The sequence below is a fragment of the Congregibacter sp. genome, assembly GCF_045107095.1.
GTDB lineage: Bacteria > Pseudomonadota > Gammaproteobacteria > Pseudomonadales > Halieaceae > Congregibacter.
In genome coordinates, this window is record NZ_JBGCFU010000005.1 from 49,138 (window position 1) to 73,696 (window position 24,559).

At 54.9% G+C, this 24,559-nt stretch carries 21 protein-coding genes; 11 read left to right on the forward strand and 10 right to left on the reverse strand.

Translation table 11 applies throughout. The features are described from left to right. The first annotated feature begins 93 nt into the window (after positions 1-93). From AB8B76_RS01485 to mmsB, 5 genes are read left to right on the forward strand one after another with little or no spacing between them, the layout of a single operon-like run. Positions 94-1,590 carry a CoA-acylating methylmalonate-semialdehyde dehydrogenase gene (locus AB8B76_RS01485; protein WP_405269238.1) on the forward strand — a complete coding sequence of 499 codons (1,497 nt, stop codon included), beginning with the start codon at positions 94-96 and terminating at the stop codon, positions 1,588-1,590. Positions 1,591-1,644: 54 nt separating this feature from the next. Continuing rightward, positions 1,645-2,805 carry an acyl-CoA dehydrogenase family protein gene (locus AB8B76_RS01490; protein ID WP_405269241.1) on the forward strand — a complete coding sequence of 387 codons (1,161 nt, stop codon included), beginning with the start codon at positions 1,645-1,647 and terminating at the stop codon, positions 2,803-2,805. Further along, positions 2,802-3,590: an enoyl-CoA hydratase gene (locus tag AB8B76_RS01495; RefSeq protein ID WP_405269244.1), complete on the forward strand. Its 789-nt coding sequence runs from the start codon at positions 2,802-2,804 to the stop codon at positions 3,588-3,590. The genes AB8B76_RS01490 and AB8B76_RS01495 overlap by 4 nt, the downstream gene beginning before the upstream one ends. Further along, entirely contained in the window at positions 3,583-4,695 is a 1,113-nt protein-coding gene (locus AB8B76_RS01500; protein ID WP_405269246.1) for an enoyl-CoA hydratase/isomerase family protein, read from the forward strand. The genes AB8B76_RS01495 and AB8B76_RS01500 overlap by 8 nt, the downstream gene beginning before the upstream one ends. A 19-nt stretch (positions 4,696-4,714) precedes the next feature. After that, on the forward strand, positions 4,715-5,602 hold the full coding sequence (mmsB, locus tag AB8B76_RS01505; RefSeq protein ID WP_405269249.1) for a 3-hydroxyisobutyrate dehydrogenase: 888 nt from the start codon (positions 4,715-4,717) through the stop codon (positions 5,600-5,602). 10 nt (positions 5,603-5,612) lie between these two features. Here the strand turns inward: mmsB and AB8B76_RS01510 are convergent, their stop codons facing one another. Then, positions 5,613-7,352 (reverse strand): aminotransferase class V-fold PLP-dependent enzyme, encoded by a 1,740-nt coding sequence (locus AB8B76_RS01510; protein WP_405269252.1) that lies wholly within the window; start codon positions 7,350-7,352, stop codon positions 5,613-5,615. Positions 7,353-7,515: 163 nt separating this feature from the next. On the opposite strand from AB8B76_RS01510, the gene AB8B76_RS01515 reads away from it, so the two are divergent. Next, positions 7,516-7,980 carry an Lrp/AsnC family transcriptional regulator gene (locus AB8B76_RS01515; protein WP_405269254.1) on the forward strand — a complete coding sequence of 155 codons (465 nt, stop codon included), beginning with the start codon at positions 7,516-7,518 and terminating at the stop codon, positions 7,978-7,980. An 8-nt stretch (positions 7,981-7,988) separates the two neighbouring features. Here the strand turns inward: AB8B76_RS01515 and AB8B76_RS01520 are convergent, their stop codons facing one another. The 7 genes from AB8B76_RS01520 to gor all read right to left on the reverse strand — a co-directional run bounded on the left by AB8B76_RS01520 (position 7,989) and on the right by gor (position 16,300). Next, positions 7,989-8,714 carry a hypothetical protein gene (locus tag AB8B76_RS01520; RefSeq protein WP_405269257.1) on the reverse strand — a complete coding sequence of 242 codons (726 nt, stop codon included), beginning with the start codon at positions 8,712-8,714 and terminating at the stop codon, positions 7,989-7,991. A 61-nt stretch (positions 8,715-8,775) separates the two neighbouring features. Next, positions 8,776-9,426 carry a transglutaminase family protein gene (locus tag AB8B76_RS01525; RefSeq protein ID WP_405269260.1) on the reverse strand — a complete coding sequence of 217 codons (651 nt, stop codon included), beginning with the start codon at positions 9,424-9,426 and terminating at the stop codon, positions 8,776-8,778. A gap of 18 nt (positions 9,427-9,444) precedes the next feature. After that, positions 9,445-10,320 carry a DUF4340 domain-containing protein gene (locus AB8B76_RS01530; protein ID WP_405269337.1) on the reverse strand — a complete coding sequence of 292 codons (876 nt, stop codon included), beginning with the start codon at positions 10,318-10,320 and terminating at the stop codon, positions 9,445-9,447. Next, on the reverse strand, positions 10,320-13,166 hold the full coding sequence (locus tag AB8B76_RS01535) for a Gldg family protein (RefSeq protein WP_405269263.1): 2,847 nt from the start codon (positions 13,164-13,166) through the stop codon (positions 10,320-10,322). The genes AB8B76_RS01530 and AB8B76_RS01535 overlap by 1 nt, the downstream gene beginning before the upstream one ends. Continuing rightward, positions 13,156-14,103 (reverse strand): ABC transporter ATP-binding protein, encoded by a 948-nt coding sequence (locus AB8B76_RS01540; protein WP_405269266.1) that lies wholly within the window; start codon positions 14,101-14,103, stop codon positions 13,156-13,158. Before AB8B76_RS01540 ends, AB8B76_RS01535 begins: the two co-directional genes overlap by 11 nt. 50 nt (positions 14,104-14,153) lie before the next feature. Next, the gene (locus AB8B76_RS01545; protein ID WP_405269269.1) at positions 14,154-14,906 is read right to left on the reverse strand and encodes a sulfite exporter TauE/SafE family protein; all 753 of its coding nucleotides are present in this window, start codon (positions 14,904-14,906) and stop codon (positions 14,154-14,156) included. Positions 14,907-14,941: 35 nt separating this feature from the next. Beyond that, the gene (gene gor, locus AB8B76_RS01550; protein ID WP_405269272.1) at positions 14,942-16,300 is read right to left on the reverse strand and encodes a glutathione-disulfide reductase; all 1,359 of its coding nucleotides are present in this window, start codon (positions 16,298-16,300) and stop codon (positions 14,942-14,944) included. 102 nt (positions 16,301-16,402) lie between these two features. On the opposite strand from gor, the gene AB8B76_RS01555 reads away from it, so the two are divergent. The 3 genes from AB8B76_RS01555 (at position 16,403) to AB8B76_RS01565 (ending at position 19,682) form a co-directional block, all read left to right on the forward strand. Beyond that, positions 16,403-17,740 (forward strand): serine hydrolase domain-containing protein, encoded by a 1,338-nt coding sequence (locus AB8B76_RS01555; RefSeq protein ID WP_405269275.1) that lies wholly within the window; start codon positions 16,403-16,405, stop codon positions 17,738-17,740. Next, positions 17,737-18,531, forward strand: a complete 795-nt coding sequence (locus tag AB8B76_RS01560; RefSeq protein WP_405269277.1) for an MOSC domain-containing protein — start codon at positions 17,737-17,739, stop codon at positions 18,529-18,531. Before AB8B76_RS01555 ends, AB8B76_RS01560 begins: the two co-directional genes overlap by 4 nt. Positions 18,532-18,641: 110 nt before the next feature. After that, complete coding sequence (locus AB8B76_RS01565; protein ID WP_405269280.1) at positions 18,642-19,682, forward strand: YdiY family protein; 1,041 nt, start codon at positions 18,642-18,644, stop codon at positions 19,680-19,682. 7 nt (positions 19,683-19,689) lie between these two features. On the opposite strand, the gene AB8B76_RS01570 is transcribed toward AB8B76_RS01565, so the two are convergent. Together AB8B76_RS01570 and AB8B76_RS01575 are read right to left on the reverse strand one after the other, a co-directional pair. Further along, positions 19,690-20,748, reverse strand: coding sequence for a 3-deoxy-7-phosphoheptulonate synthase (locus tag AB8B76_RS01570; protein ID WP_405269283.1), 1,059 nt, complete (start codon positions 20,746-20,748; stop codon positions 19,690-19,692). Positions 20,749-20,813: 65 nt separating this feature from the next. Further along, a complete protein-coding gene (locus AB8B76_RS01575) occupies positions 20,814-22,286 on the reverse strand; it encodes an MFS transporter (protein WP_405269286.1) in 1,473 nt (490 codons plus the stop codon). Positions 22,287-22,365: 79 nt separating this feature from the next. Between AB8B76_RS01575 and nei the strand changes: the two genes are divergently transcribed. Together nei and AB8B76_RS01585 are read left to right on the forward strand one after the other, a co-directional pair. Further along, the gene (gene nei, locus AB8B76_RS01580; RefSeq protein WP_405269289.1) at positions 22,366-23,190 is read left to right on the forward strand and encodes an endonuclease VIII; all 825 of its coding nucleotides are present in this window, start codon (positions 22,366-22,368) and stop codon (positions 23,188-23,190) included. A gap of 56 nt (positions 23,191-23,246) precedes the next feature. Next, a complete protein-coding gene (locus AB8B76_RS01585) occupies positions 23,247-24,551 on the forward strand; it encodes a ribonuclease J (protein ID WP_405269292.1) in 1,305 nt (434 codons plus the stop codon). Positions 24,552-24,559 lie beyond the last annotated feature (8 nt).

The following is a 24,559-nucleotide window of genomic DNA, read 5'->3' on the forward strand; positions in this document are numbered from 1 at the left end:
TCCATGTTTTTGTTCTTTTCGTCGCTACTCGTAAGCGCTGCACCCTGCTACATTGATGAGCACTAATACAATTAAAGTTCAGGAGTTTTCATCATGAGCCGCAATATTCCGATGTTCATCAATGGCGAGTTTATGCTGGGCAGCAGCGACCACGTTCAGCCAGTAATCAGCCCCGCCACGCAGGAAGTTCTTGCAGAGGTCCCATTTGCTACAGCAAAAGAAGTGGACTTTGCAGTGGCGAGCGCGAAGGAAGCATTTAAAACCTGGCGCGAGGTGCCGATCTCAGAGCGCGCACGATTGATGCTGCGCTATCAGGCCTTGCTCAAAGAGCATCATGATGAGCTGGGTGAAATCCTTGCCAAGGATACGGGGAAGACCTTTGAAGACGCCAAAGGCGACGTCTGGCGTGGCATAGAAGTGGTGGAGCAAGCTGCAAACATTGCGTCCGCCATGATGGGTGAGACTGTTGAGAACGTAGCCGGCGGTATTGATAGCTATAGCTATATTCAACCAATGGGCGTTTGCGTCGGTATCACACCTTTCAATTTTCCTGCCATGTTGCCTCTTTGGATGTTCCCCATGGCAATCGCCTGTGGAAACACCTTTGTATTAAAACCTTCTGAGCAGGTGCCCATGACGCCGGTGCGGCTCATCGAGTTGTTTATTGAAGCGGGTGCCCCCAAGGGTGTTCTCAATATGGTTCATGGTGGGGCGGAGCAAGTTGATCAACTCATCAATCATGCCGACACGCAGACCGTATCCTTTGTAGGTTCTTCCCGCGTTGGCGAATATGTTTATCAAGCGGCTACTGCCGCGGGTAAGCGCGTGCAGTGCATGATGGGTGCGAAGAACCATATGGTGATCATGCCCGACGCCGACAAAAATGCGGCGCTTAACGCCTTGGTGGGTGCCTCTGTCGGTGCGGCAGGCCAACGTTGTATGGCGATTTCCGTTGCGGTGTTTGTGGGTGAGGCGGCTAGCTGGATACCCGAACTTGCGGAGCGTGTGGCAACAGCCCGGCCTGGAGCCTGGGATGATGCCGGTGCAGCCTACGGCCCGGTTATATCCAAGCCGGCCCATGCGCGCGTGCTGGACTTGATCTCTAAAGGCAAGGCCGAGGCTACTTGTTTGCTAGACGGATCCGATTGCGTTGTTGAGGGCATGCCCGATGGCAACTGGGTAGGACCGACGGTGTTTTCCGGTGTAACGCCGGACATGACTATTTACAAAGAAGAAATCTTCGGGCCGGTATTGTGCTGTATGGAACTGGAGACTCTCGATGATGCTCTGGCGATGATCAATGCGAATCCCATGGGCAATGGAACTTCGATTTTTACTGCTTCTGGCGGTGCGGCGCGCAAGTATCAGCACGAAGTCGCGGTAGGGCAGGTGGGAATCAATATTCCCATTCCTGTCCCCCTCCCCTTCTTTTCGTTCACGGGCTGGCGTGGTTCCTTCCGCGGCGATCTTCACCCCTATGGGAAGCAGGCTGTGCGCTTCTACACCGAAACCAAAACCGTTACAGCACGCTGGCGCTACGATGAGTCCGAGGCGGGCAAGCAGCCTAATATGAGCATCAACCTTCGTTGAAGAAATTTTTTAACGGTGTTTGGAAATAGTCGTTAACTGTTTTAGGTAGTGAGCATGGATTTTTCGCTGAGTGACGAGCAACAAGCCTTCGTAGACAGTGCGCGGGCCTTCTCTGACGGTGTTCTGGCGCCGAACGCCGCTCTCTGGGATGCAGAGTCGATCTTTCCCAAAGACGCCCTGGCAGCGGCGGGCGAGCTGGGTTTCATGGGTATGTACACACCGGAGGACGCAGGAGGACTCGCGCTATCCCGTCTGGATGCCAGTTTGATTGTTGAGGAACTTGCGCGGGGCTGTACGACCACAGCGGCCTTTCTGACTATCCACAACATGGCCACGAGCATGATCGGTCGTTATTGCACTTCCGAGGTCATCGAGCAGTGGTGCCCTGACCTGGTGATGGGTAAGACGCTGGCTTCCTACTGTCTGACAGAGCCGGGTGCCGGCTCGGATGCGGCGTCTCTGCGTACTCGAGCAGACAAAGAAGGCGATGACTATGTTGTAAACGGTAGCAAAGTGTTTATCTCAGGAGCGGGAGAAACCGACGTTCTGGTAGTTATGCTGCGTACCGGTGAAGCTGGTCCTAAAGGGGTTTCTGCACTGCTGATACCCGCAGATGCGGAAGGGATTACCTACGGCAAGAAAGAAGAAAAAATGGGCTGGAACGCACAGCCTACCCGCATGGTGAGCTTCGAAAACGTGCGTGTGCCTCAAGGCAATCGTTTGGGTGCTGAGGGTCAGGGCTTTGCCATTGCCATGGAAGGTCTTGATGGTGGGCGCATTAATATCGCGACCTGTAGTGTTGGCACCGCCCAGCAGGCTCTGCAGGAAGCGGCTGGGTATGTCGCGGAGCGAGAGCAGTTTGGGCAGGCAATCGCAGAGTTTCAGGCAACCCAGTTCAAGCTCGCGGATATGCTCACAGAGGTCGTCGCCGCGAGACAGATGGTGCGCCTGGCGGCGAGCAAGCTCGATAGTAAAGACGGACAGGCCAGTACTTACTGCGCTATGGCTAAGCGTATGGCCACGGATCTTGGCTTTCGAGTGTGTAACGAGGCGCTGCAGCTGTTCGGTGGCTACGGATACATTCGCGAATACCCTATGGAGCGTCATGTTCGCGACACCAGGGTCCACCAAATTCTTGAAGGTACAAACGAAATCATGCGCGTGATCATCGCCAGACGGCTGATGATGGACGGCGCTTTGGAGGTCATTCGATGATAAGCAGTAACTCACCCAAGCTTCTGGTAGAGCAGCGCGGTAACACGGCGCTGGTCACCATTAATAATCCAGCGGCAAACACCTGGGACACCGAGAGCCTTCCGGCTTTGCGTGACCTGATTGCTGATCTTAATGCGCAGTCCGACATTTATGCGCTGGTACTGACCGGCGCCGGAGAAAAGTTTTTCTCCGCAGGGGCAGACTTAAAATTATTTGCCGATGGTGACCCAGAAACTGCGGGGTCTATGGGGCGTTTGTTTGGCGAAGCATTTGAGGCTTTGGCGGACTTTCGCGGTGTTTCCATCGCGGCGGTAAATGGCTTTGCCATGGGTGGCGGGTTGGAAGTAGCTCTTGCCTGCGATATTCGCGTTGTAGAGTCTCAGGCAAAACTCGCTTTACCTGAGGCGCGTGTAGGATTGCTGCCATGTGCAGGCGGAACGCAGCGCCTTGCTCAACTAGTCGGTGAAGGTTGGGCCAAGCGCATGATTCTCTGCAATGAGCGCATTAACGCAGCCACTGCGGAGCGTATCGGTCTCGCAGAAGAAGTCGTCGAGACAGGAACCGCACTTGAACACGCCCTGGCCCTCGCGTCGCAGGCAGCCCAGCAAAGCCCTAGTGCCGTTGCGCGCTGCAAGCGCTTGATCCACAGTGCCCGAGACAAGGCGATCGGTGATGGCTTGGCGGCAGAACGCGACCTCTTCGTAGAGTTGTTCAGTACGCAAGATCAACGCGAAGGCGTGAATGCGTTCCTCGAGAAGCGTGAGCCGGAGTGGAAAAATGCCTGACTCGGTATTGGTGCGGGAAGAGTCCGCAGCCGCTGGCAAGCTCGGTCTACTCACTCTCAATAGTCCCGAGACACTAAACTCTCTGACCCTCGAGATGGTGGACCTCATACAGGCTGCACTTGATGGGTGGCGGGATGACTCCTCTATTGCTGCAATTGTTATCGATGGCAGCGGCGAAAAAGCATTCTGTGCTGGTGGAGACGTGCATGCTTTGCACGCCTCTTCGTCTGGTACTCCCGGTGGCCCCTGCGAATACGCTGAGACTTTTTTCGCGCGGGAATACCGGATGAATTACCAGCTCCACACCTATCCGAAGCCCATCATTTGCTGGGGCCACGGGATCGTCATGGGTGGTGGACTGGGTGTAATGGCGGGCTGCTCTCATCGTGTTGTTACCGAGGCGACCCGGATAGCGATGCCTGAAGTGAACATCGCTCTGTTTCCGGATGTTGGTGGGAGTTGGTTTTTGAACCACATGCCAGGGGCGATCGGACGTTTCCTAGCGCTTACGGCGGCCTCGGTTAATGCGGCGGATGCCTTGTTTTGCGGCCTCGCAGATCGCTTTGTTTCCGCTGATCAAAAAGACGCGGTGATAGCAGCACTGCTTGCGGTGAGTTGGGGATCGGACAGCGCTACTAACCACGCCCTGACGCGACATACCCTACGGAGTTTTAGTGAGATACCGGGCAGTGCAGAGCTACCGAAGGCGCAGGTTGAGCCTCATCTGGAGACTATCAATGCTTTGTGTGATGGCGATGATATTCATGATGTCATTGATCGCATAACGGGCATCGATACTGATGATCGCTGGCTGGCGAAGGCCCGGGATGGCTTGGTTTATGGCTCGAAGCTGGCTGCGCAGTGGATTGATCGACAGCTGTTCGAAACCCGGCACAGCTCCCTTAGGGAGGTTTTCCAGCAGGAAGTGCAGCTGGGTACTAATATCATGCGCCATCCGGAATTCGCAGAAGGAGTTCGTGCCTTATTGATTGATAAGGACCGTAAACCCGAATGGTCTTACGCCGAATCCCGGGCTGTACCGGCCGAGTTAGTGGATCAGTTCTTTACCGCGCCCTGGCCTGAAAATCCCCTTGCCGATTTATAACAGTTAAAGGACAACGAAGATGCAACAACGTGTAGGTTTCATTGGTCTTGGCAATATGGGCGGCCCCATGGCAGCTAACCTTGTCGCCGCAGGTTTTGCTGTGTCGGTTTTTGATTTGTCCGAAGATGCCTGTAAGACCTTAGCCGAAAAGGGAGCGACAGTTGCGGACTCAGCAAAGGCGGCGGCAGAGTCTGCAGATTTTTTGATCAGCATGCTCCCGGCCGGGAAACATGTTGCAGGCTTGTATCTGGGTGACGATGGTCTGCTGTCTTTGCTGGACTCAAGCACAACCGTCCTGGATTGCTCCACTATCGATGCGCAAACCGCGCGGGGCGTGGGCGAAGCAGCGGCGGAGCGGGGGATTGGTTTTCTGGATGCGCCAGTATCTGGCGGTGTGGCAGCGGCGGAGGCTGGTACTCTCGCGTTTATGTGTGGCGGTGAGGAGCAGGTGTTCGAGACTGCGCAAGCGGTATTGGATGTGATGGGGCGAGCGAGCTTTCATGCGGGTCCCGCCGGCGCCGGTCAGGTCGCCAAAGCCTGCAACAACATGTTGCTTGCTGTGCATATGCTGGGGACCTGTGAGGCGTTGGCAATGGGTGAGAAACATGGTCTGGACCCTGAGCGCCTGTCAGAGATTATGTTGGCAAGCTCGGGTCGTAACTGGTCCCTCGAGGTCTATAACCCCTGGCCCGAGGTCATGGAGGGGAGTCCCGCAAGCAACAACTACCAGCCAGGTTTCATGGTCGACTTGATGGCTAAGGATCTCGGCCTTGCTATGGATGTTGCCGAGACTGCGGGTGTTGATAATCGTATGGGGCAGTTGGCCCAGGCTTTGTATGGCGAGCATCAGGAAGCGGGAAATGGGACGCGAGATTTTTCCAGTGTGTTGGAGCGGTATCGGAGCTAGCAACCTGGCATCACCCTAGGGTCCCGCGATCTCCCGCCCTTCCAGCCTGCAGAGTTACTCCGCTCTCTTTGGTGGTTGCTGATTCATGGTTCGCTAGTAAATCTTGAGCGGTGACGAACCACTTTAGTGTGTCGAAACCCTTGTCTACCTTTAGGTCCTGAGCGATAGCGTTGCTTTGGCGCTTGCTTGAGCCCTCCTTAAGTATCTCTTCAGCCTCTAGTAGAAGCCGCCCAAAATTGGGAGTCGGATATTTTTCGAAAGCGGTCGCTTCACAAGTGCTACTAGGGTCCAGACAAACCGGAAGTACGCGACTGGATTCGCAATGCTGCCAAAGACCGGTCGTCGGATCTAATTCGTAGCTCGCAAGGAGTTTGTGTCCGTACTTGGCCACCAGTTCCAGGGCGCTTAGAAGATATTCAAACTCTGCTTCGCTGATAAAGTAGTTAAAACTTAGGCGCACCCAACCTGGCCGCAGAGCGACCTGGCCCTCGACTATTCTCTGGTCTAAAGAATCTGACTGCTCTTCACTCAACTCCAAGAGTCGATGCCCGTAAGGCCCGGCACAGGAGCAGCCTCCTCGAGCCTGTATTCCGAAGAGATCGTTCAACAGCGCAACAACAAACCCGTAGTGCAGCTCGCGGTCTTCATGAGTAAATCGTAGCGAGAAGATCGCCAGTCGTTCCGCAGTCTGGGAACCTAGGACATCAATGTTTTCATGTGACCCCAGGCGTTGCATGGCACGGCGGACGTAGTGCTGTTCTAGCTCTTCGATCTTTGCAGCTCCCACCGCTTGTTGAAGGCCTATCACTAAACCTGCGCGCACAGACTCCACGATAGCCGGGGTGCCGGCTTCTTCGCGGCGTTCAATATCTTCGAGGTAGCGGTGACTGTGGGGCGATACAAAGCCCACCGTGCCGCCGCCAACGACAGCCGGAATTGCGTTAGTAGCAAGCGCTGCCTTGATGGCAAGAACTCCCGGCGTGCCGGGGCCACCGATAAACTTATGCGGCGAAAGAAATACTGCATCGATCTCGCTGCCGGGCGAATTCATTGTGATGTCCACATAAGGTCCCGCCGCCGCATAGTCCCAAAATGCCAGTGCTCCGGCTTGCTTCAGCAGACGAGTAATACCCGTGACGTCGCTTCGAATGCCAGTCACGTTTGATGCTGCAGAGAAGCTGCCGATCAGCAGCGGTCGGTCGGCATAGTGGTTAAGTGCTCGTTCCAGTTCCTTTTGATCAATGCCGCCATGCTCATCAAGCTGTATAGAGACCACATCTGCAATGGTCTCCCTCCAGGGCAGCTCATTGGAGTGATGCTCATAAGGCCCTATAAAAACAACGGGCCGCTCCGTTGCCGGTATCTGCTTGGCAAATTCGTAGCGCTCGTCCAACTTATGCGGAAGCCGTAGATTGAGTATCTGAATCACGCGATCAATTGCCGCGGTAGCGCCAGCACCACAAAAAATGATGCGATCGTTTTTTGAACAACCGAGTGCTCCCGCGATGATATGGCGAGCTTGTTCTCTAAGCGCTGTGGACTGAGCTCCGGTCATTGAGCTTTCGCTGTGGGTGTTTGCGTAGTAGGAAAGCACTGTTCGCTGCAGCTGGGCCTCTACAAAACTCAGTGCACGACCGGAGGCGGTGTAATCCGCGTAAACCAAAGGTTTCGAACCAAATGGCGTGTCGATCGGTATGTGTTGGCCCACTACGGATTCGCGGATGCGTGCGATGAGCTGCTCGGAATTCATTGGCGTTTAAGGCTTCTCTTGAATGAGATGCTAATTTAGTCGCTCTACGACGCGACATTGTCGAATAATTAGTCGTAAATATCGCTAATAACGCGACAAATAGAGCAATAATCCAATAAATCTGATACAAAATGCTTTTCTTAGCGATGAAAAGGATTCGTGAGTGTCAGAGCGTGTGCAGTTAGACCGGATCGATCGGCGTATTCTCAGCGCCTTACAAGGGGACGCTTCCTTATCACTTGCTGATCTCGCTGAGCGTGTGGAGCTTTCCCGCTCTGCCTGTGGAAGACGTCTCCAAAAGCTCGAAGCGTCTGAAGTCATCAGAGGTCGGGTTACCTTGCTCAATGGCCCGGTGGTGGGGTTACCACTGACGGTGTTTGTTAGTGTTCGCACGAGCCAACACAATGCAGCCTGGGCCGATGGTTTTGCATCGGTGGTGGAATCAATACCGGGAGTTTTAGAGGTCTATCGTATGGCCGGTGACATCGACTACCTAGTGAAGGCGGTGGTCGCTGATATGGGAGACTACGATCGTTTGTATCAAGAGCTGATACAGGCGGATTTGCTTGATGTGAGTGCGAGCTTCGTTATGGAAGAGATTCGTTACAGTACAGCGATGCCGTTATGAGCTTGCGCTTAACGGCGCTGCTGAGCCAATTCCACGCTTACGATCAAGTCCTTCGCTGCAGCCTGAATCTCAAGCATTCGAGCTGCTTGTACGCCGCTGTTCATGAAGTAGCTGTCTAACTCCGCCGCCAGCTGTTTGTCTGCCTTAACAGCAGCAGCTAACCGCTCTAAGGTAGTTCGGCCTCCCAGCGAAATACCGTGGCGCGAGCGAAATTCAGATACGCGTCGGAATACATGCGTGATCGCCTCGTCAAATGCCTGCACTTCACTGACAAGTCTATTGTATCGCTGGAACGAGCGGATTAACTCAGGTTCATCGAGGAGTTGAAAATGGCCGTTGCTTACCAATGCCTCAAAGGTGTCTTGGGTTGCTCCGAACAGATCAACGTAGGTAAGAACGTGGTTATGCGCGAACGGATACTCATAGCTAAAGTCAGGAACATGCGGCGCTTTGGCAACCTCACCGAGTACAAATAATTCAAGGAGCGGCGTTTCAAGAGCTGCCGCTTCAAAGACATCTTCAATAGCTCCGAAGCGTTCCCAAGCAATGTTCTCCACGCGTTTGGCTTCTTCGATATCGGCCACTAGATCGGCAACTAGCCCCGTCAGATACTCGTCACGCAAGCCGCTGTTTACGCGCTCGTCGTTTAGGTTTGCAACCTGAATACCAATGAACACGCCGATCACGACAATCCCAAAATCAAGGAGCACCGCAAACCAGTTCTGTTCCTTCACGTGTTGAGTTATGCGTCTAAGTAACATTGCTAAAAGTTATCCATCCCAAACCTTCAAGCACTTACTCGTGAAACGCGGCGTCATTGCCGGCCTCGGATATTTCCACGTTCGGATACACCTCATCGAAGGTTTCGAACATCGCTTCTAGGGGAAGGTCGTCATAACTGCCGCGCTCCCGCACATACTCCATGTGCCGCCGGCCGCTGGTGTCATAGGGATGCATGAGGGCCCCGTCAATCGGATCAAATTCCAGAGCCGCGACGCCAAAGCGTTCACAGAGCTCAATATTGAACGCAGTGGAGAGCTTTACCCATTTCTCGTTGAGCCAAAGTTCGGCATAGCCGTGCCAGGCAAAGAGATCGGTGCCCATGCTTTCACTGAGTTTTGCACTGGTAAGGTGATTCAGTACGTCGGCAAAGCCAAGTCTCGCGGGGATGCCACGAGCGCGGGCGCTGGTCGCGAGGAGAACTGATTTGGGGACACACCAGTTGCTAGCCGACGCGGTGATAGCGCTCGCGCGATAGGACGCCGGCTCGCGAGACACTTGATAAGGGTCGTAGCGAAAACCGTCCCGCACAGCATAAAAGAGTGCTTCAGCTACTTTGATCGTATCTTCCGTGCTACCGACAGCCTGGTCTGCGAAGGCAGAAACAGCCTCACTGTCACAGTCCAGAAACCAGGTGGGGGATAGAGTCTGGGGGCCGGGCGTCATGGTTGATTCCTCGTTGTTCTAGGCGCCATCTTCCAGCAAGGCCTTCGCTGCGTCTATAAGGCGCTCGGCGTCATAGGCACTGGTGCTGAAAATTCCATTGAAGCGCGCGCTTTGAAAATAGTACCGATCGGATTCGGGGTTATGCAGCACGACAAGCTGGTCGATGTCTGTGTTTTTTCCAATAGACACCCGCAGGGCCTCATCAGCGTTGGCTGCGTCGTCGTCCGCCACATCGACCAAACCACTAACTTGCAAGCTACCAAGAACATCCGCGAAGTTAGCGCTTAAGCTCGCTTTCATAGAGTGACCGTCGTTGCGATCCCACTCGCCATTGTCCTTAGAAAAGTCCACACCATAGAGCGAGAACACAGTGGGTGTTTGCCGGGATAGGAGGCGGGTGTCGAGCCAGCTGTCGATGTCCACGGGAGCGTCCAGACTACTTAGGGGAAGGACATAGACCGCGTTTTCGTCGCTAATGCGTGCATGAACTCTACCTAAGGCCGCTGTGCTGCCGAGGTATGCGGTCGCCTCATCGCTATTAGCAATCAGTGTTACTCGGCGCCTGAATTCAGTGTCAGCAACTTCAAAGCGTTTTGCAGCGCCGGCGGTCTCTGCTACGGGGAATCCGGGGTCGCTGCGCAGTAGCCCGTTCAACAGTTTCTCCACCTTACTGCTGTCAGCGGGTAATCCCAAATCTAGTCGCCACCCGCCTTCGTCCAGTACAAGAACCACGGTAGCGCCATCGTTGTTGGAGAGCTGGATACGTTCAACGGCGTCGACCGCCACACTGGTAAAGAGTGCATCGCGGCTGGGCTCTTTTGGAGACGCCGGCCAATAGAGCAGTGTCACCAGCACGAGCTGTACGAGAAACGCCGCGGAGAGTATTCGAAGCATCACGTCAGAATCTCCCTGAGTTGTGATCGCCGGCGCCTGCGTTGTAGGCGCCACACACCGTAGATCAACAGCAGGAACAGTAGAGCAGCGGCGTAATTAGCATACTCAATCGCGGCCTGTGTATCCTGAGGAAGTGCAGGAAGGGTACGATTGAAGTGAGCACGGGCCCGTATACTCATTAGACTGCTGTCCTGCAGCGCCCAGTCTACGGCGTTCATCAGAAATTCCAGGGGCCCAAAATACTGTGTGCCGGAAGCCGCGATTACACCACTGAGTATCTGGTCACTGGCAAAGTCGTTGGAGCTCACAAGGATGAGCCGTGAAGAGGCGGGAGACTTGCTGATAAGAGCGGTGCTCGGCGCGTCCGCCATCCCACTGTCCATCTCGTCGGTCGACGACGGTTCGGGTACCTGATTGAAGAAGCTGGTGAACTCGCCACTGAGTACAGTACCGATGGTGGCGCGCTCTCGAGACTTGCCCTGACCTGAAAAGCTGTTTGGCCCGTTGTCGTCGAGACTGGGCATGACATTGACTGCGTCTGAGGTCCAGGCCGTGTCGGAACTGCTCAGTAGCTCCTGGCTGCTAAGCCCTGATCTAGGTTCAATGCTTAGCGGTGAAGCCCAGCCTACGGTGAGATTTGGTAGGCCTTGAGTAATGGGGTGGTCGGCGTTTAAACCGTCGTCGCGAATATCCAGAAGATAGGGGTAATCGACAAACTGCATTTCCCGAAACTCATACTCCCCCACACGGCGCAGCACGGGTACAGGAAACGCCGCCTGGCGATCGTCCAGTACCACGGTGCTTTGAATACCGATACCGTTATGTGCCAACCACTCGCTCAATCCACTATCAACCTGGCGAAGCTGTAAAGCCGAGCCCTGGGTTTCTATGGAGCGAGGAGAGCTGGCGACGATCACTGTGCCGCCACGCATCAGATACTGGTCAATGGCAAACACAGCTTGCTCGCTAAGTGCCTCTGGAGCCATGACCATGAGTACATCGGCACTGGAGTCGACGCTGCCATCGTCGAGGTTCTCCATGAGAATGCTGTGATCCTGACTGATAGTTTGCTGCAAGGTGCCAAAACTATGGCCCTGGGGGGGCATACCTTGCCGTGCCTGACTGCTCGCCGGCAGCGACAGTGCGATCGTACGTGTGAACCCGCTCGCGAAGCGTCGCAAACCTGCCTCTAGCGCATCCCCAAAATTTGAACTATCAAAACGTCCCGTGGGAATCTGAATGACTTGATGGTCGTCTTCCAGAGTCAGATAAAAGTAAAACTGATTCTCATCACCCAAAGCGGTGACCATGGGCTGAAAGCCCCACTTTTCTACTATGACCGCGGCCTGTTCTCCGTTGTTAGCCTCAGGCTCGATGAAATCGATATTGAACTTGCCCTGAGAGTTTGGAATCAGCGCTTCGGCTTCGGCACGAATCGCATTGCGGTACTCCAAGAGTATTTCGGGCAGTTTGCTGTCGGCCGATACATACGCCCTGAGCGTCACCGGTTTGCTGATCTGGTCGAACAGCTCTCCGCTGCTGCGATAGCTGTAAAGTACGTCGCGTATTGCCCTCGTAACGTCGAATTCAGGATTGCGAAGCAGGACATCGGGCTGCCCGCTTTGGGCCATTTTGACCTCGATGAAATCGGCGAAGCCCAAGATCTCTTTTTCGTCTCCGTACTGCACCAGGACATTGAAGTAGGCGTTAACTAACGCTGACTGGTAGCGATCAGCAACCTGAAAGGGCGTGGCTTGAATGCCGTATTCTTCATTTGCTTCTTTCTCTGCCGCTGCATCTTGGGCCGGGTCAACAAACTCGACCCGGACTTTGCCGTTCCCGGCAACAGCGTACTCACGAAGAAGGTCACGAAGCTGTGGCACCAGCGGAGCGAGGAGTGGGTGTGAGCGCTCACTAAAGTAACCGCGGATCAGCAACGGCTCCTCAAGCTGTGACAGTAGCGTTTCGCTGGGCTCTGACAGTGAGTAGAGCTTGCCCTCGGTGACGTCTGTTCGCAGTCCAGGAACTTTGTGCAACCAAAGCGCGGCAAGGATCAGATTGAGTAATACTAGAGAAATGCCAAGGCGCCAGGCGCGGTGCCGTGCATTGGTCTGCTGCGACCAGCGGCCGCGTTCCAATGCGTAGACGTTCAGGCTGAGGAAGGTGATGGTTACGGCGCCGTAGTAGTAGAGGTCGCGAAGGTCTAAGACTCCTCGGGTAATACTCTCGAAACGGGATCCAGAGCCAATTAGACGCAAAAACTCCGCGAGATTTCCGCCAAAAAATCCCAGAAGAAGTTCGCTGCCGGCCATGTAAAGGAAGCCACACAGGGCGACGCTACCCATGAGGCTCACGATCGCGTTATCGGTTCTTGAGGACACAAAGAGACCCACAGCCAGGTAGCTGCAGCCGAGAAGCAACGTAGCGAGATAGCCGGCAAAGACCGGACCCCAATCAAGGGTCGCAATACGGTCAACGGTTAGAGGGAGGAGGAACGTTGCGATGAGTGCAAGAGCCAGAATGGCGGTGCAGGCAATAAACTTGCCCGTGACGAACTGCCAAAGCGGCACGGGCAAAGTGAGCACATGTTCGAGGGTGCCACTGCGCCTCTCTTCGCTCCAGCTTCGCATGGTCAGCGCTGCGCACAAAAATATCAGGAGTAGCGGCATCCATTCGAACAGCGGGCGAACATCAGCAATGTTTCGTGCAAAGAACGCCTCAACCCAAAAAAATACGAAAAGGCAGATAGCCAAGAAGCTCGCCAGAAAGAGCCAGGCGACGGGCGAGGAGAAAAACAGCTGGAGCTCTTTTCGAGCAACCCGGGTTAGCACGCGATCAGGACTCATGATTAACTCCCTGTTCGTTCACGGCTTCACGAAAAACTTGCTCGAGGTTACGCCTCAGGGGCGTCAGGGAGTAGAGCTTTGCACCGCTATCGATGACCGTGCGACTTATGTTCCCGGCAGCGGTGTCCATTACCGCACTCTCGTGCAAACTCAGTGTCAGGGTCAGCTTGTTGGCCGCAGCATCAAGCGTGGTTACATCGGCTATTTGTGGAAGGCGCGTTAGCAGGCTTACCAAGTTAGGGGCATCATCGCTACTGGTGAGGAGTAGCTCGCGACTCTCGCGAAGCGCCGCAAGCGGTGAGTCCAGCGCCAAAGTGCCATTAGAGAGTACTAGCACGCGCTCACAGAGCGCATCGACTTCCTGCATGATGTGCGTTGACAGGATGACCGTGGCTCGGGCGGAAAGCTCACGCACCAGATCCCGCATATGTTCGTTCTGCTGCGGATCCAGACCATTCGCGGGTTCATCCAGAATGAGCAGATCTGGCTCACCGAGAATTGCCTGGGCAACGCCTACCCGCTGCTTGAACCCCCGGGAGAGTTGCCCAATGGGATCAAAGAACCTGTCACCCAGCTCGGTAGCGTCTACGCTGTAGCGAATAGAGTGACGCTTATGCTCTCCCCGAAGCCCTTTGAGATGAGCTGCGTAATCCAGATAGTCTGCGATGGACATCTCCGGGTAGATCGGCAGGTTCTCGGGAAGATAACCAAGGCTGCGCTGAAGCTCCTGCGCATGGAGGTTCAGATCTTTACCGCCGATGTGCACCGAACCTGCCGAGGGTTCTAAAAATCCACTGAGCATTTTCATGACCGTCGTCTTGCCCGCTCCGTTGTGGCCGAGCAGTCCTACTATTTGACGTTCTTCAATGGAAAAGGACAGGTCTTCAACAGCAGTTGTTTTACCGAAGTATCGGGTAAGAGACTTGACGTCGATCATAGTCGTTGGTCGTCTTGAAGAGGGTTAAGAGGGATAGTTCTGAGTAATCCTCAGGGCAGCAAAAGTTTAACGATGAATACCAATAGAACCGCAGTGACAATGCGGCGTATCCAGACTTCTCCACCTTGTACAGAAAACCGTGCGCCGAAGTACCCGCCCAAGGCATTACCTGCGGCCAGAGCCAGGCCAAACTGCCAGTGAATGGACACGGCTGCCGCGAAAACAAGTATGGCAAAAAGATTGTAGGTCAGTGCAATAAAAACCTTGTGCATGTTGGTTCGCACAAGATCCAAACCCATCACGCGGTGGAGTATGGGCATAAGAATGAAACCAACACCCACTTGAATAAAACCGCCCCAGCAACCCGCACCGAACATGAGAATGTGGCCCAGAACCAACTTCTTCCGAGTTAAGGGGCTGCCGTCATCTTCGTGCTTCTTGCTGGGAAGCTGCATCAAAACGAGCACCGCGAGCATCACCACAGCAAGAACGCGGTCAAACCACTCACCGTCGAGATTGACCCCGACCATGGCACCCAATATCGCGCCAGGAATGGCGGCTGCAGAGAGCGTCAGACTGAGCCGGAACTCAGAAAACCCGCGCCGGAAAAACGTGCGTACGGCTACGATGTTCTGCGCGATGATGGAGATTCGGTTGGTGCCGTTGGCTTCCGGTCCCGAAAGGCCCAGGAACAGCATGATCGGCACGGTCATCAACGAACCGCCGCCGGCGATCACATTGAGAACTCCGGCGACGGTGCCGGCAGCCATCAACAGCGCTAATTGCCACAGTTCTACACCCACGCTTTATGCCGCTTCGCAAGCTTCAACGCCTTGTCTCAGTCATCGCCCCAGGGCTCTCGCATCGTGACGAACTCTTCTGCCGCGGTGGGGTGGATACCAATGGTGCTGTCAAAGGTCGCTTTGGTTGCACCCGCTTTGAGTGCGATACCGATGCCCTGGATAATCTCGCCGGCATCAGGCCCCATCATATGAACACCAACAACGCGGTCTGTCGCGTCATCGACAATGAGTTTCATGAAAGTTTTCTCATCCCGACCACTAATGGTGTGTTTCATGGGGCGGAATGTGGATTTGTAGAGTGTGATATCGCCAAACTCAATCTCGGCCGCGCTTTCAGTGAACCCGACCGTGCCGATGTTGGGCTGACAAAACACTGCGGTGGGTATGAAGTCGTAATCCACATCCTTCTGGAGATCACCGTATTGACGCCGTGCAAAAGACATTCCTTCAGCGAGGGCGACGGGCGTGAGTTCCATGCCGCCAATAACATCGCCTAAGGCGTAGATGCTCGATTCTGCTGTTTGGAAGTGTTCATCCACATCGATGGTGCCGTGGCTGGTCAGTTTCACGCCCGTGTTCTCGAGTCCCAGACCGTCAAGATGCGGACGGCGACCCGCTGCACAGAGAATTGCATCGACTTCAATGCTACTGCCGTCGGTCAGCTCCACCTCAATACCGTCGCTGGTGCGCTTTGCACTCACAATATTGGTCTCAAAACGGAGATCGACACCGGTCTTTCTGATTTCCTGGGCGGCATGAGCACGGATGTCGCTATCAAAGCCGCGAAGGAATAGAGGGCCGCGGTAGAGCTGCGTCACGCGCGAACCAAGACCGTTGAAAATTCCGGCAAACTCCACAGCAATATATCCGCCGCCGATGATCAAAAGACGTTCCGGAAAGTTTTCAAGATCAAAGACTTCATTACTGGTGACCGAGAGGTCGTTGCCGGGAAAATCCGGTTTGTAGGGCCAGCCGCCGGTGGCGATGAGTATTTTGCTGGCCGTGTAGTGCTGGTCGCCCACCGCCACGGTGTTGGCATCGATGATTCGCGCTCGACCATCGATGAGCGTGGCATTAGCACCGTCCAGCATGTTTCGGTAGATGGCGTTGAGGCGCGCGATTTCAGTCTTTTTGTTGTCCCGAAGAGTGCTCCACTCGAAGTGACGGTCTCCGCTGTCCCAACCAAACTCCCGGGCATCATCAAAGGCTTTGCCGAATTCGGACGCATAGACGTACAGTTTTTTCGGCACGCAACCGACGTTCACGCAGGTGCCGCCCATATAGCGGTCTTCGGCTATCGCGACGCGCGCTCCGAAGCCAGCTGCCATGCGCGCTGCGCGAACACCACCGGATCCTGCACCGATGACAAATAGGTCGAAATCTAGATCACTCATTGCTGTTCCTCCTGAGGGCGGGCATTCTAGCAGGCCTTAGCCGACGGGTTTATCCGCGTTTTTTAATCATTCTGTCGGACACTAATAATTGAGAGTAGTTGCATGAAAAGATCGATACAGTTGCTTGGCGTCGTTTTGTTCGTTGCCTTGCTGTTCGTCGCCTGGGCCGCCAGAAGCGCAATGCAGGTCGTGGTGGGTTACAGCGCTAAACAGGTTTGTTCAGCTGTGTTTGTGTCCGGCCTCCCTGAAGAGTTCGTACTGGATCGCGACGTGCTACCCAATATGGCGATTCTGGGCCCTCTTCTGGGGTCCCTGAGCGTAAATACGGATAGGACAGCTGGTGTGGTTTCGGCGTCACTTCTGGGTGTTGGCGCGAAAGCGGTGCACTTAAGGGGAAGAGGGTGCGCCTTGAATGCTGCGGGGCCGGGCGTTGCGCCGCTCGCGCTGGCTGGGGGGAACGTGCAAAGCCCGGGAGTGCCCGCAGACTTGAGTGAAGCGGTAGAAGCTGCTTTTGCAGAGCACAGTCCGGCGACGGGCTCCAGAAACACTCTGGCACTGCTCGTGGCGACCCAGGGTGAGCTGCTTTTAGAGCAGTACGCCCCGCCTGTTACGCAGCAGACGCGCTTGCAGGGCTGGTCTATGAACAAAAGCCTTATGTCGACCTGGGTAGGTATCCAGACGCAAAAGGGTGAGTTGGATCCGGCACAGACTCTGAACGTACTCTTGGCAGACGATTCGGAGGCTCCAGAGCTGGATCCGGAACTTACGCTTCTGCATCTGTTACAGATGGAAAGTGGTTTGGATTTTGTAGAAGTCTACGGTCCCGGTAGTGACGTGACCAAGATGCTATATACCGCGCCGGCCATGTGGCAGGTGCCTGCGGGCAAGGATCAGGCTTATGTTCCGGGTGAGCATTTCTCTTACTCCAGCGGCGACACCGCTTTTGCCAGCTATCTTTGGCAGCGCAGTCTCGATGAGCCGTATGAGGATTGGATCGCACGCGAGTTTATTACGCCTCTCGGTGTGGACTCACTGGTAGCAGAAGCCGATGCCAGTGGTGTACAAGTCGGATCGAGTTATGCGTACCTCACCGCTCGGGATTGGTTACGGGCCGGACAGCTTTGGCTCGACGCATGGCACGGACGATCGACGCTACTCTCCCAAGACTGGCTTCGCGACTCCGTGTCGGCCAGGCCTTCAGATTCTCAGGGCCAGTACGGCCGGGGTTTTTGGCTGAATACCGGTGGCGTCGCCTTCGAAGGACTGCCCGACAATCTCTTTTATGCAGGTGGCCACGCAGGGCAGTTTGTCGTCGTCATTCCTGACTGGGAAATGGTTGTTGTGCGACTCGGACTTACAGAGTCGGGTGTTAGCACGGGTATGCACGATTTTCTGGTGGCGTTAGCAGATCAGGGGCCTTCGGAGATGGCCTCAGAGTGAAGCTCTCTGAAATTTATCGTTACCCGATAAAGTCTGCGCGCGGCCATGTCGTGGACTCGGCGATGGTAGATCGCTTTGGGCTGGCCGGTGATCGCAGATGGATGCTCATCGACGGCGAAGGACAGTTTTACAGCCAGCGGAGCGCACCCGCGATGGCATTGCTTGACGTGACGCCTTTGAACAACGGGCTTCGTCTCGGCTACGCCGGCGACAGCATTGAGGTCAGTACCCCCGATAACTCTCACGAGGTTAAGGCAACGGTCTGGGGGCACACTATGCCTGCGTTTTGTGCCGAGGACTCGGCTAACAGTTGGCTGAGTGAACGCCTGAGTAAAGACCTGCGGCTGGTGTTTTGCCCCGAGGGCGCAGAGAGAAAAGTTGATGCCGCTTACTTGCCGGACACCATTCGCGAACAGCATGTGGCTTTTTCTGACGGGTTCCCTCTGTTGATTGTTTCTCAGGCATCGCTGGATGACCTGAACTCTCGTCTACCAGAGCCTGTCCCTATGGATCGCTTTCGTCCTAACCTGGTTATTGAGGGAGCTGCGGCTTACGCCGAAGATCATTGGCGAAGCCTACGTATCGGTACAACAATGCTGGAAGTGGTAAAGCCTTGCTCGCGTTGCGCTATCCCCTCGATCAACCAGCAAACCGCTGAGAGAGACTCTGTGATCAACCGCGTCCTCGCCAGTTACAGGCGCCGAGATGGCGTGATTTACTTTGGTATGAACGCGATTGTTAGCGCGGGTGATGGTTTCAACGTAGGTGATGCGGTAACCCTGCTGGATTAAGCACAAAAATTGCCGAAGAATGATCGCCCTGATTTCCATGCAGAGGCTGGTACACTGCGCGCGATTTTTTATACCAATGCAAAAACACGCGAAACTATCGAGGCATCGCTATGTACATACTTACTCGTCTTTTTAGTCGATTTTTGGCGGTCAGCAGCACTTTGCTATGCGCCCTTTTACTTTCGGTTACGGCGAACGCTGTCGACCGCATTGAGCTGCGAGACGGCTCTGTGGTCATGGGAACAGTTACGGATGCCGATGCAGGCACCGTGACGATAGACACCGCTTTTGCCGGAACGCTGTCAATTGATCAATCGGCCATCGTCGGAATGACCGTTGAGTCAGGTCTGGTGCTGCAGATGGACGATGGTAGCGTGCTGGAAACGCCGCGTCTTGAAGTAACGGATGAGCAATTGGCGCTGTCTGAACAAACCAATCGAAGTTATGCGCTCGAGCAACTGACTCGAATCAATCCAGAGCCCTGGGAACTGGGCGATGGCTATAACTTTGGTGGCCTGGCAAGTTTCGGCTTTGAGAGCCAACGCGGTAACACAGATACTGATGAGCTCAACTATCGCTTTGAGACACGCTGGGAAAGCCTCGTTGATCGTTTTCGTGTTGAAGCCTACGGTGAGGTCAACGAGGCCAACGGCATCAAAAACGCAGAAAACTGGACGGCCCGAGGGCGCTACGATCGCAACCAAACCGGCAACTGGTATTGGGGTGGCGGCGTGTCGGCAGAGCAAGACCTGTTCGCAGACTTAGACCTTAGAACATCGATTGGTCCTTATGTCGGCCGACGATTCTTTACTGAGCCAGTGTTCGAACTTGAAGCGGAAACCGGCCTTGCATTCATCTCAGAAGACTTCGTCAGTGCCGATGATCGGGAGTACCTTGGTAGTACCTGGGACGTCCATGTCAGCAGTAACTATCTTGGCGGCGACTCTCGTCTCTACATCGATCACAAGGGTATCTGGAACCTGGATGAAGTTTCGAACATCGTTCTGAACACAACCTTGGGACTGTCCTTTCCCCTGCTGTTAGGTATTGAGGCTGCGGCAGAATTTGTTTACGACGTCAACACAGGTGCAGTAGAGGGCACAGAAGAGGTAGATCAGACCTACCGTCTCCGAATCGGATACGCTTGGTAAGTCTTCTTTAAAGCCTTGCCCGGCGCACTGCCGCGGCAAGGCTATCCAGAACCGGTAATGTGTCATCAAGGGACAGACAGGCGTCGGTAACGCTCTGTCCGTAACGCAGGGATTCCTTCGCCCCAATCGCCTGATTACCACCTACTAAGTGGCTTTCCAGCATCACACCCCGCAAAGCTTTCTGCCCCTGCTCAATCTGATCGCAGATATCTGCGGCAACAATAGTTTGACGCTGGTGATCTTTCTCACTGTTTCCGTGGCTACAGTCCACAATAACTCCTGGCTCCAAACCCGCGGTGGTCATGGCCGTTGCCGCTTCTCGTACCGCTGCCGCGCCGTAGTTGGGTCCACTGCTTTTACCGCCACGAAGGATAAGGTAACTATGAGGGTTCCCGCTGGATTGGAGAATCGCAGGAGTACCTTCGCGCGTTAGGGATGGAAACCAGTGACTGTGATTGGCGCTGCGGATAGCATCAATGGCCACGCCGATATCGCCGTTGGTGGCGTTTTTAAAGCCCACGGGCATTGACAGGCCCGAGGCGAGTTCCCGATGGATTTGGCTTTCTACGGTGCGTGCACCAATTGCCGCGAAGCTTACAAAGTCGGCGTAGTACTGACCAAAGGTCGTGTCTAAAAACTCGCTCGCTGCGGGTAGACCGAGGTTAGCGATGTCCTGCAGAACGTTTCTTGCAAGGCGTAGGCCCTTGTTAATGTGAAAGCTGCCATCAAGATCTGGGTCATTGATTAAGCCTTTCCAGCCTACGACTGTGCGAGGTTTTTCAAAATACACCCGAAGCACAGGAAGAATCGCGTCATTGAGATCGATGCAGTGAGATTTGAGTGCACTCGCGAATTCGACTAGCGCCGCGGGATCATGAACTGAGCACGGTCCTACGATCACCAGTAAACGCGGGTCCTTTCCTGCCAGCACGTCTTCGATTTGTCCCCGTGCTTCGCTTACGGTAGCAGCTTGCTCTTTGGACAGAGGCTGTTCGTCGGCGAGCACCCAAGGTGTTATCAGGGGTTGGGCCTTGCGGATGCGCGTATCGTAGATGCGTTCTGTCATGATGGAGACCGTGGTGTTTTGAGCCGCGCATTTTGCGCCGCGCGGGCGGGCCTAACAACCCCGTCTTAAGAGTCAGCGGTGGCGGCGCGTTCTCGAAGCATGCGCTGAAGGTCAGCAACCCGTGCTCTGCTGATCGTGATTCTGGTGGAGAAAAGCAAAGCGATAAACAGGCCCGGGAGAGATCCCAGGCCGAAGGCTATAACGAGGCCATCAAGTACGGAGTCGTCGAGCGTCCCGGGTAGCATGCCAGCCTCAAGTCCGATGATATCCAGTGCAAGACCGCCGTAGAGTGGCCCGAAGACCGTCGCGAATTTCTGTGAAAAATTACTTGCCGCAAAGAAGCCCGCTTCCTGTCTCAGGCCATGCTCCCACTCATGTTCATCGGTAATGTCCGCAATGATTGACTGCGTTTGAATTCCTCTCATTAAAAAGCAGTACATGAAGATCAGCATAAACACGAAGTTCAGGCCGAACAGCAGTTGGTTATTGTCTGCTGGCAAGATGTTCAGCATCCGGAGCGGATAAAGCCACAGGCAGTTAAGTATGAGGCCGATGGTTGCATACTGAAGCAGTTGATACTTCTCCAGACGACGGCCCAAAGGTTGGAGGCTCAGCATAACGAACAGCACAGCCAGTAAACTTGGGACGGACAGAATTATTGATATCTGTCGCGCATCAAACTCCCAATAGTAGGTCCACACCAGCATATTTAGAGCGGAGATAGCGCCGTAGCTCGCCATCAAGGTCACTTCGAAACCAATAAGGTAGCGAAAGCTGCGATTGCCAAGAGTACGAAGCAGGTCTTTAGTGAGGGTATTGCCGACCTTGCGCGGTGGAGGTAAGGGCTGGGTGTCTGAGGGCAGCGCGTAACGACGGGTGCCAAAGGTGGTGACGCTGGCGAATAGCCAACAGACCGCGCAGGAAAAAGCACCGTAGACGGGATAATTGCTTTGCAGAAAGCGGCCGTCCTGACCATCACTGGACTGGAAAATCAGCGTGAGTGCCACCGCAGGCATGAGGACGCTAAAAAGGAACATGTAGGCGAGTCGCGCGCCAAGTATCTGACTGCGGCCGTGATAGTCGCTGGTGATCTCAGCGGAAAGCGCCAGGTGTGGGATTGAAAACGTCGTGACAAAGGTTCGAACCCACAAAGACCAGAACAATAGCCAAGCCGCCAATAGCGAGTCGGAACCTATCAGCGCGCTTGGGGGAGCAAACAAACCAATAAACCCAAGGCCTAGCGGAATGATGCTCCACGCCATAAACGGGTGGCGTCGCCCTCGGGGACTTCTCAATCGATCGGAGAGCGTACCTACCAGCGGATCCGAGATCGCGTCCCAAATAAGGCTTAAAGCAATGATCAGACCGGTGATCGTGCCATTAAGCCCAAGCACCTGCGTGTAGAAAAGCAGAATGAACATGGTGTACGCGGCTTCTTTTACCGCATAAACGGCACCGCCGGCGCCATAGATGAGACGAATGCTTAGCGGGGGCATACTTGCGCTGCGGTCATGCTCGGGATCAGTATCTAGCTGCATTGGAACTTAAGTATCACCCATCCTCAAGGCGCGTGTCTGCGTATGAATGAGAACTGTCGTGAAGAGGATGTAGTACCCCATGCCCGAAGGACCGGAAATACGCCGCGCTGCGGACCGTATCGCCAACGTACTGGTTGATGAGCCTATTGAGGAGGTGTTGTTCGCGTTTCCCGAGCTGCAGCGATTCTCTCCTGTGCTGAGCGGGCAACGGGTCCTCGAAATCGAAACGAGAGGTAAAGCATTGCTGACGCATTTTGATAACGACTACGCCATCTACTCGCACAATCAGCTTTACGGTGTTTGGAAAATTGCCAAGCGGGGGAAAATGCCTGCTACAAATCGTTCGCTTCGTCTGGCACTGCATACTTCGCAACACAGTGCTTTGCTATATAGCGCATCGGATATCAGTGTGTGGTCCAGGGATGAGCTGGGCATGCACCCTTTTCTTGCGACTCTTGGACCGGACTTATTATCCGCCGGATTGGAGTGGCAGGACGTAAGCGAGCGCCTTCAGTCACCGCGCTTTGCTGGAAGGTCTCTGGCGGCCCTCTATCTGGACCAGCATTTTCTCGCCGGTAGCGGTAATTATTTGCGATCGGAGATACTGTTTTGCGCGGGGCTTTATCCCAAGCGCCGCCCCAAAGATCTTAGTCGCGGCGAGCGAGGTTTGTTGGCACGAGAAACCTTGAAGCTTCCCAAACGTAGTTACGAAACCGCTGGTATCACCTTGCCCCCACGACTGGCCGCGTCCTTGAAAAAGGAGGTTAAGGGTTTCGAGCGGCGGCGCTTCTTCGTTTTTGGACGGGATGGCCGAGCTTGCTATCAGTGCGGCGACAAAATACGCCGGGACAGCATTGGTAGTCGACGTATTTACTGGTGCCCAAGCTGTCAGCCCGAATCATGACACCGGGACCCAAAGATCTCTGGTTTTTGCCGCTCGGGGGTTGTGGAGAGATCGGCATGAATCTGAATCTCTATGGTCACGACGGCGCCTGGCTGATGGTTGATTGCGGCATCACCTTTGAACGAGATTCCACGAGGATCAGGCCCAGGGTGCAAACACCGGACCCGCAATTCATTGCTGAGCGTAAAGACGCATTGGCAGGCATCGTACTTACCCATGCTCATGAAGACCATATTGGTGCTATTCCGTTGCTGTGGGAGCGGTTCCCTGTGCCCGTGTACACCACGCCGTTCACGGCTGAGGTTCTTCGTCGCAAAGCAGCGGGACGCGGAGGCAAAATTCCCAGTCCGATCATCGAGTGCATTCCGGGAGAAGAACAGACTATTGGGCCTTTTAATGTTCGATGGCTACCCATCACTCATTCAACTCCAGATACCTGCGCGCTGCATATTCGCTGCGCTGCGGGTAGCCTCCTCCACACCGCCGACTGGAAAATCGACGAGATGCCTCAAGTGGGCCCCGGCTTTAACAGTGATTGGTTCGCTGCTGCCGGCGCGAGTGAGCTTGATGCGGTGGTTTGCGATTCGACCAATGCTGTCGTGCCCGGACACTCCATTAGCGAATCCACCGTACGGGACGGTCTGCTAAAAGCCGTAGCTGCTTGCGAGGGGCGCGTCGTGGTGGCCTGCTTTGCCAGCAACATTGCGCGAATACATAGTCTCATTGACGTGGCTTCAAACACCGGGCGCTACCTCGGGCTCCTGGGGCGCTCCTTGCAAACGATGCACTCGGCGGCCGTGAGTGTTGGTCTCCTGGAGCGTTCTCAACGTCTTATAGAAACCGGACACCTGGGATATCTTCCGCGAGACGAAGTGCTGATCGTAGCAACGGGGAGCCAGGGTGAGCATGGTGCGGCCCTTCAGCGCTTGGCGGCAGGAACCCATCACCAACTTGAGCTCGAGCCCGGTGACACGGTGATCTTAAGCTCTCGTGTCATCCCTGGGAATGAAGAGTCAGTGGAGCGACTGCTTAAACGTTTCCGCGACCAGGGGATCAGCATTATTGACGGGGAAAGCGCTGTGCAGCCGGTTCACGCATCGGGGCATCCTTGTCAGGAAGAGTTAGCCTCAATGTATCAATGGTCTCGACCGCGCTTGGCGGTGCCGGTCCACGGTGAGCAGCGGCACATGAAAGCGAATGCCCAGATCGCTCGAGAAAACGGCGCGCAAATGGCCTTAACCGGCGAAAATGGGGACCTCTTCTATCTGGCGCCAGAGCCGGGACTTCGGCGCAAAGTCGCGATGGTGGGACGATTAGAGCAGGACGAAGAGGGCCGTTTGCTGGCGATCTCTCCTTCTTAAGCGAGGTT

What these genes read in the sequence shown, in the direction of transcription:
- AB8B76_RS01485 (WP_405269238.1), top strand. Translation starts at nt 94, where the DNA reads ATGAGCCGCAATATTCCGATGTTCATCAATGGCGAGTTTATGCTGGGC.
- gor (WP_405269272.1), bottom strand. Translation starts at nt 16,300, where the DNA reads ATGAGTGATCTAGATTTCGACCTATTTGTCATCGGTGCAGGATCCGGT.
- AB8B76_RS01490 (WP_405269241.1), top strand. Translation starts at nt 1,645, where the DNA reads ATGGATTTTTCGCTGAGTGACGAGCAACAAGCCTTCGTAGACAGTGCG.
- AB8B76_RS01585 (WP_405269292.1), top strand. Translation starts at nt 23,247, where the DNA reads ATGAATCTGAATCTCTATGGTCACGACGGCGCCTGGCTGATGGTTGAT.
- AB8B76_RS01495 (WP_405269244.1), top strand. Translation starts at nt 2,802, where the DNA reads ATGATAAGCAGTAACTCACCCAAGCTTCTGGTAGAGCAGCGCGGTAAC.
- nei (WP_405269289.1), top strand. Translation starts at nt 22,366, where the DNA reads ATGCCCGAAGGACCGGAAATACGCCGCGCTGCGGACCGTATCGCCAAC.
- mmsB (WP_405269249.1), top strand. Translation starts at nt 4,715, where the DNA reads ATGCAACAACGTGTAGGTTTCATTGGTCTTGGCAATATGGGCGGCCCC.
- AB8B76_RS01540 (WP_405269266.1), bottom strand. Translation starts at nt 14,103, where the DNA reads ATGATCGACGTCAAGTCTCTTACCCGATACTTCGGTAAAACAACTGCT.
- AB8B76_RS01500 (WP_405269246.1), top strand. Translation starts at nt 3,583, where the DNA reads ATGCCTGACTCGGTATTGGTGCGGGAAGAGTCCGCAGCCGCTGGCAAG.
- AB8B76_RS01525 (WP_405269260.1), bottom strand. Translation starts at nt 9,426, where the DNA reads ATGACGCCCGGCCCCCAGACTCTATCCCCCACCTGGTTTCTGGACTGT.
- AB8B76_RS01535 (WP_405269263.1), bottom strand. Translation starts at nt 13,166, where the DNA reads ATGAGTCCTGATCGCGTGCTAACCCGGGTTGCTCGAAAAGAGCTCCAG.
- AB8B76_RS01530 (WP_405269337.1), bottom strand. Translation starts at nt 10,320, where the DNA reads ATGCTTCGAATACTCTCCGCGGCGTTTCTCGTACAGCTCGTGCTGGTG.
- AB8B76_RS01575 (WP_405269286.1), bottom strand. Translation starts at nt 22,286, where the DNA reads ATGCAGCTAGATACTGATCCCGAGCATGACCGCAGCGCAAGTATGCCC.
- AB8B76_RS01555 (WP_405269275.1), top strand. Translation starts at nt 16,403, where the DNA reads ATGAAAAGATCGATACAGTTGCTTGGCGTCGTTTTGTTCGTTGCCTTG.
- AB8B76_RS01570 (WP_405269283.1), bottom strand. Translation starts at nt 20,748, where the DNA reads ATGACAGAACGCATCTACGATACGCGCATCCGCAAGGCCCAACCCCTG.
- AB8B76_RS01565 (WP_405269280.1), top strand. Translation starts at nt 18,642, where the DNA reads ATGTACATACTTACTCGTCTTTTTAGTCGATTTTTGGCGGTCAGCAGC.
- AB8B76_RS01510 (WP_405269252.1), bottom strand. Translation starts at nt 7,352, where the DNA reads ATGAATTCCGAGCAGCTCATCGCACGCATCCGCGAATCCGTAGTGGGC.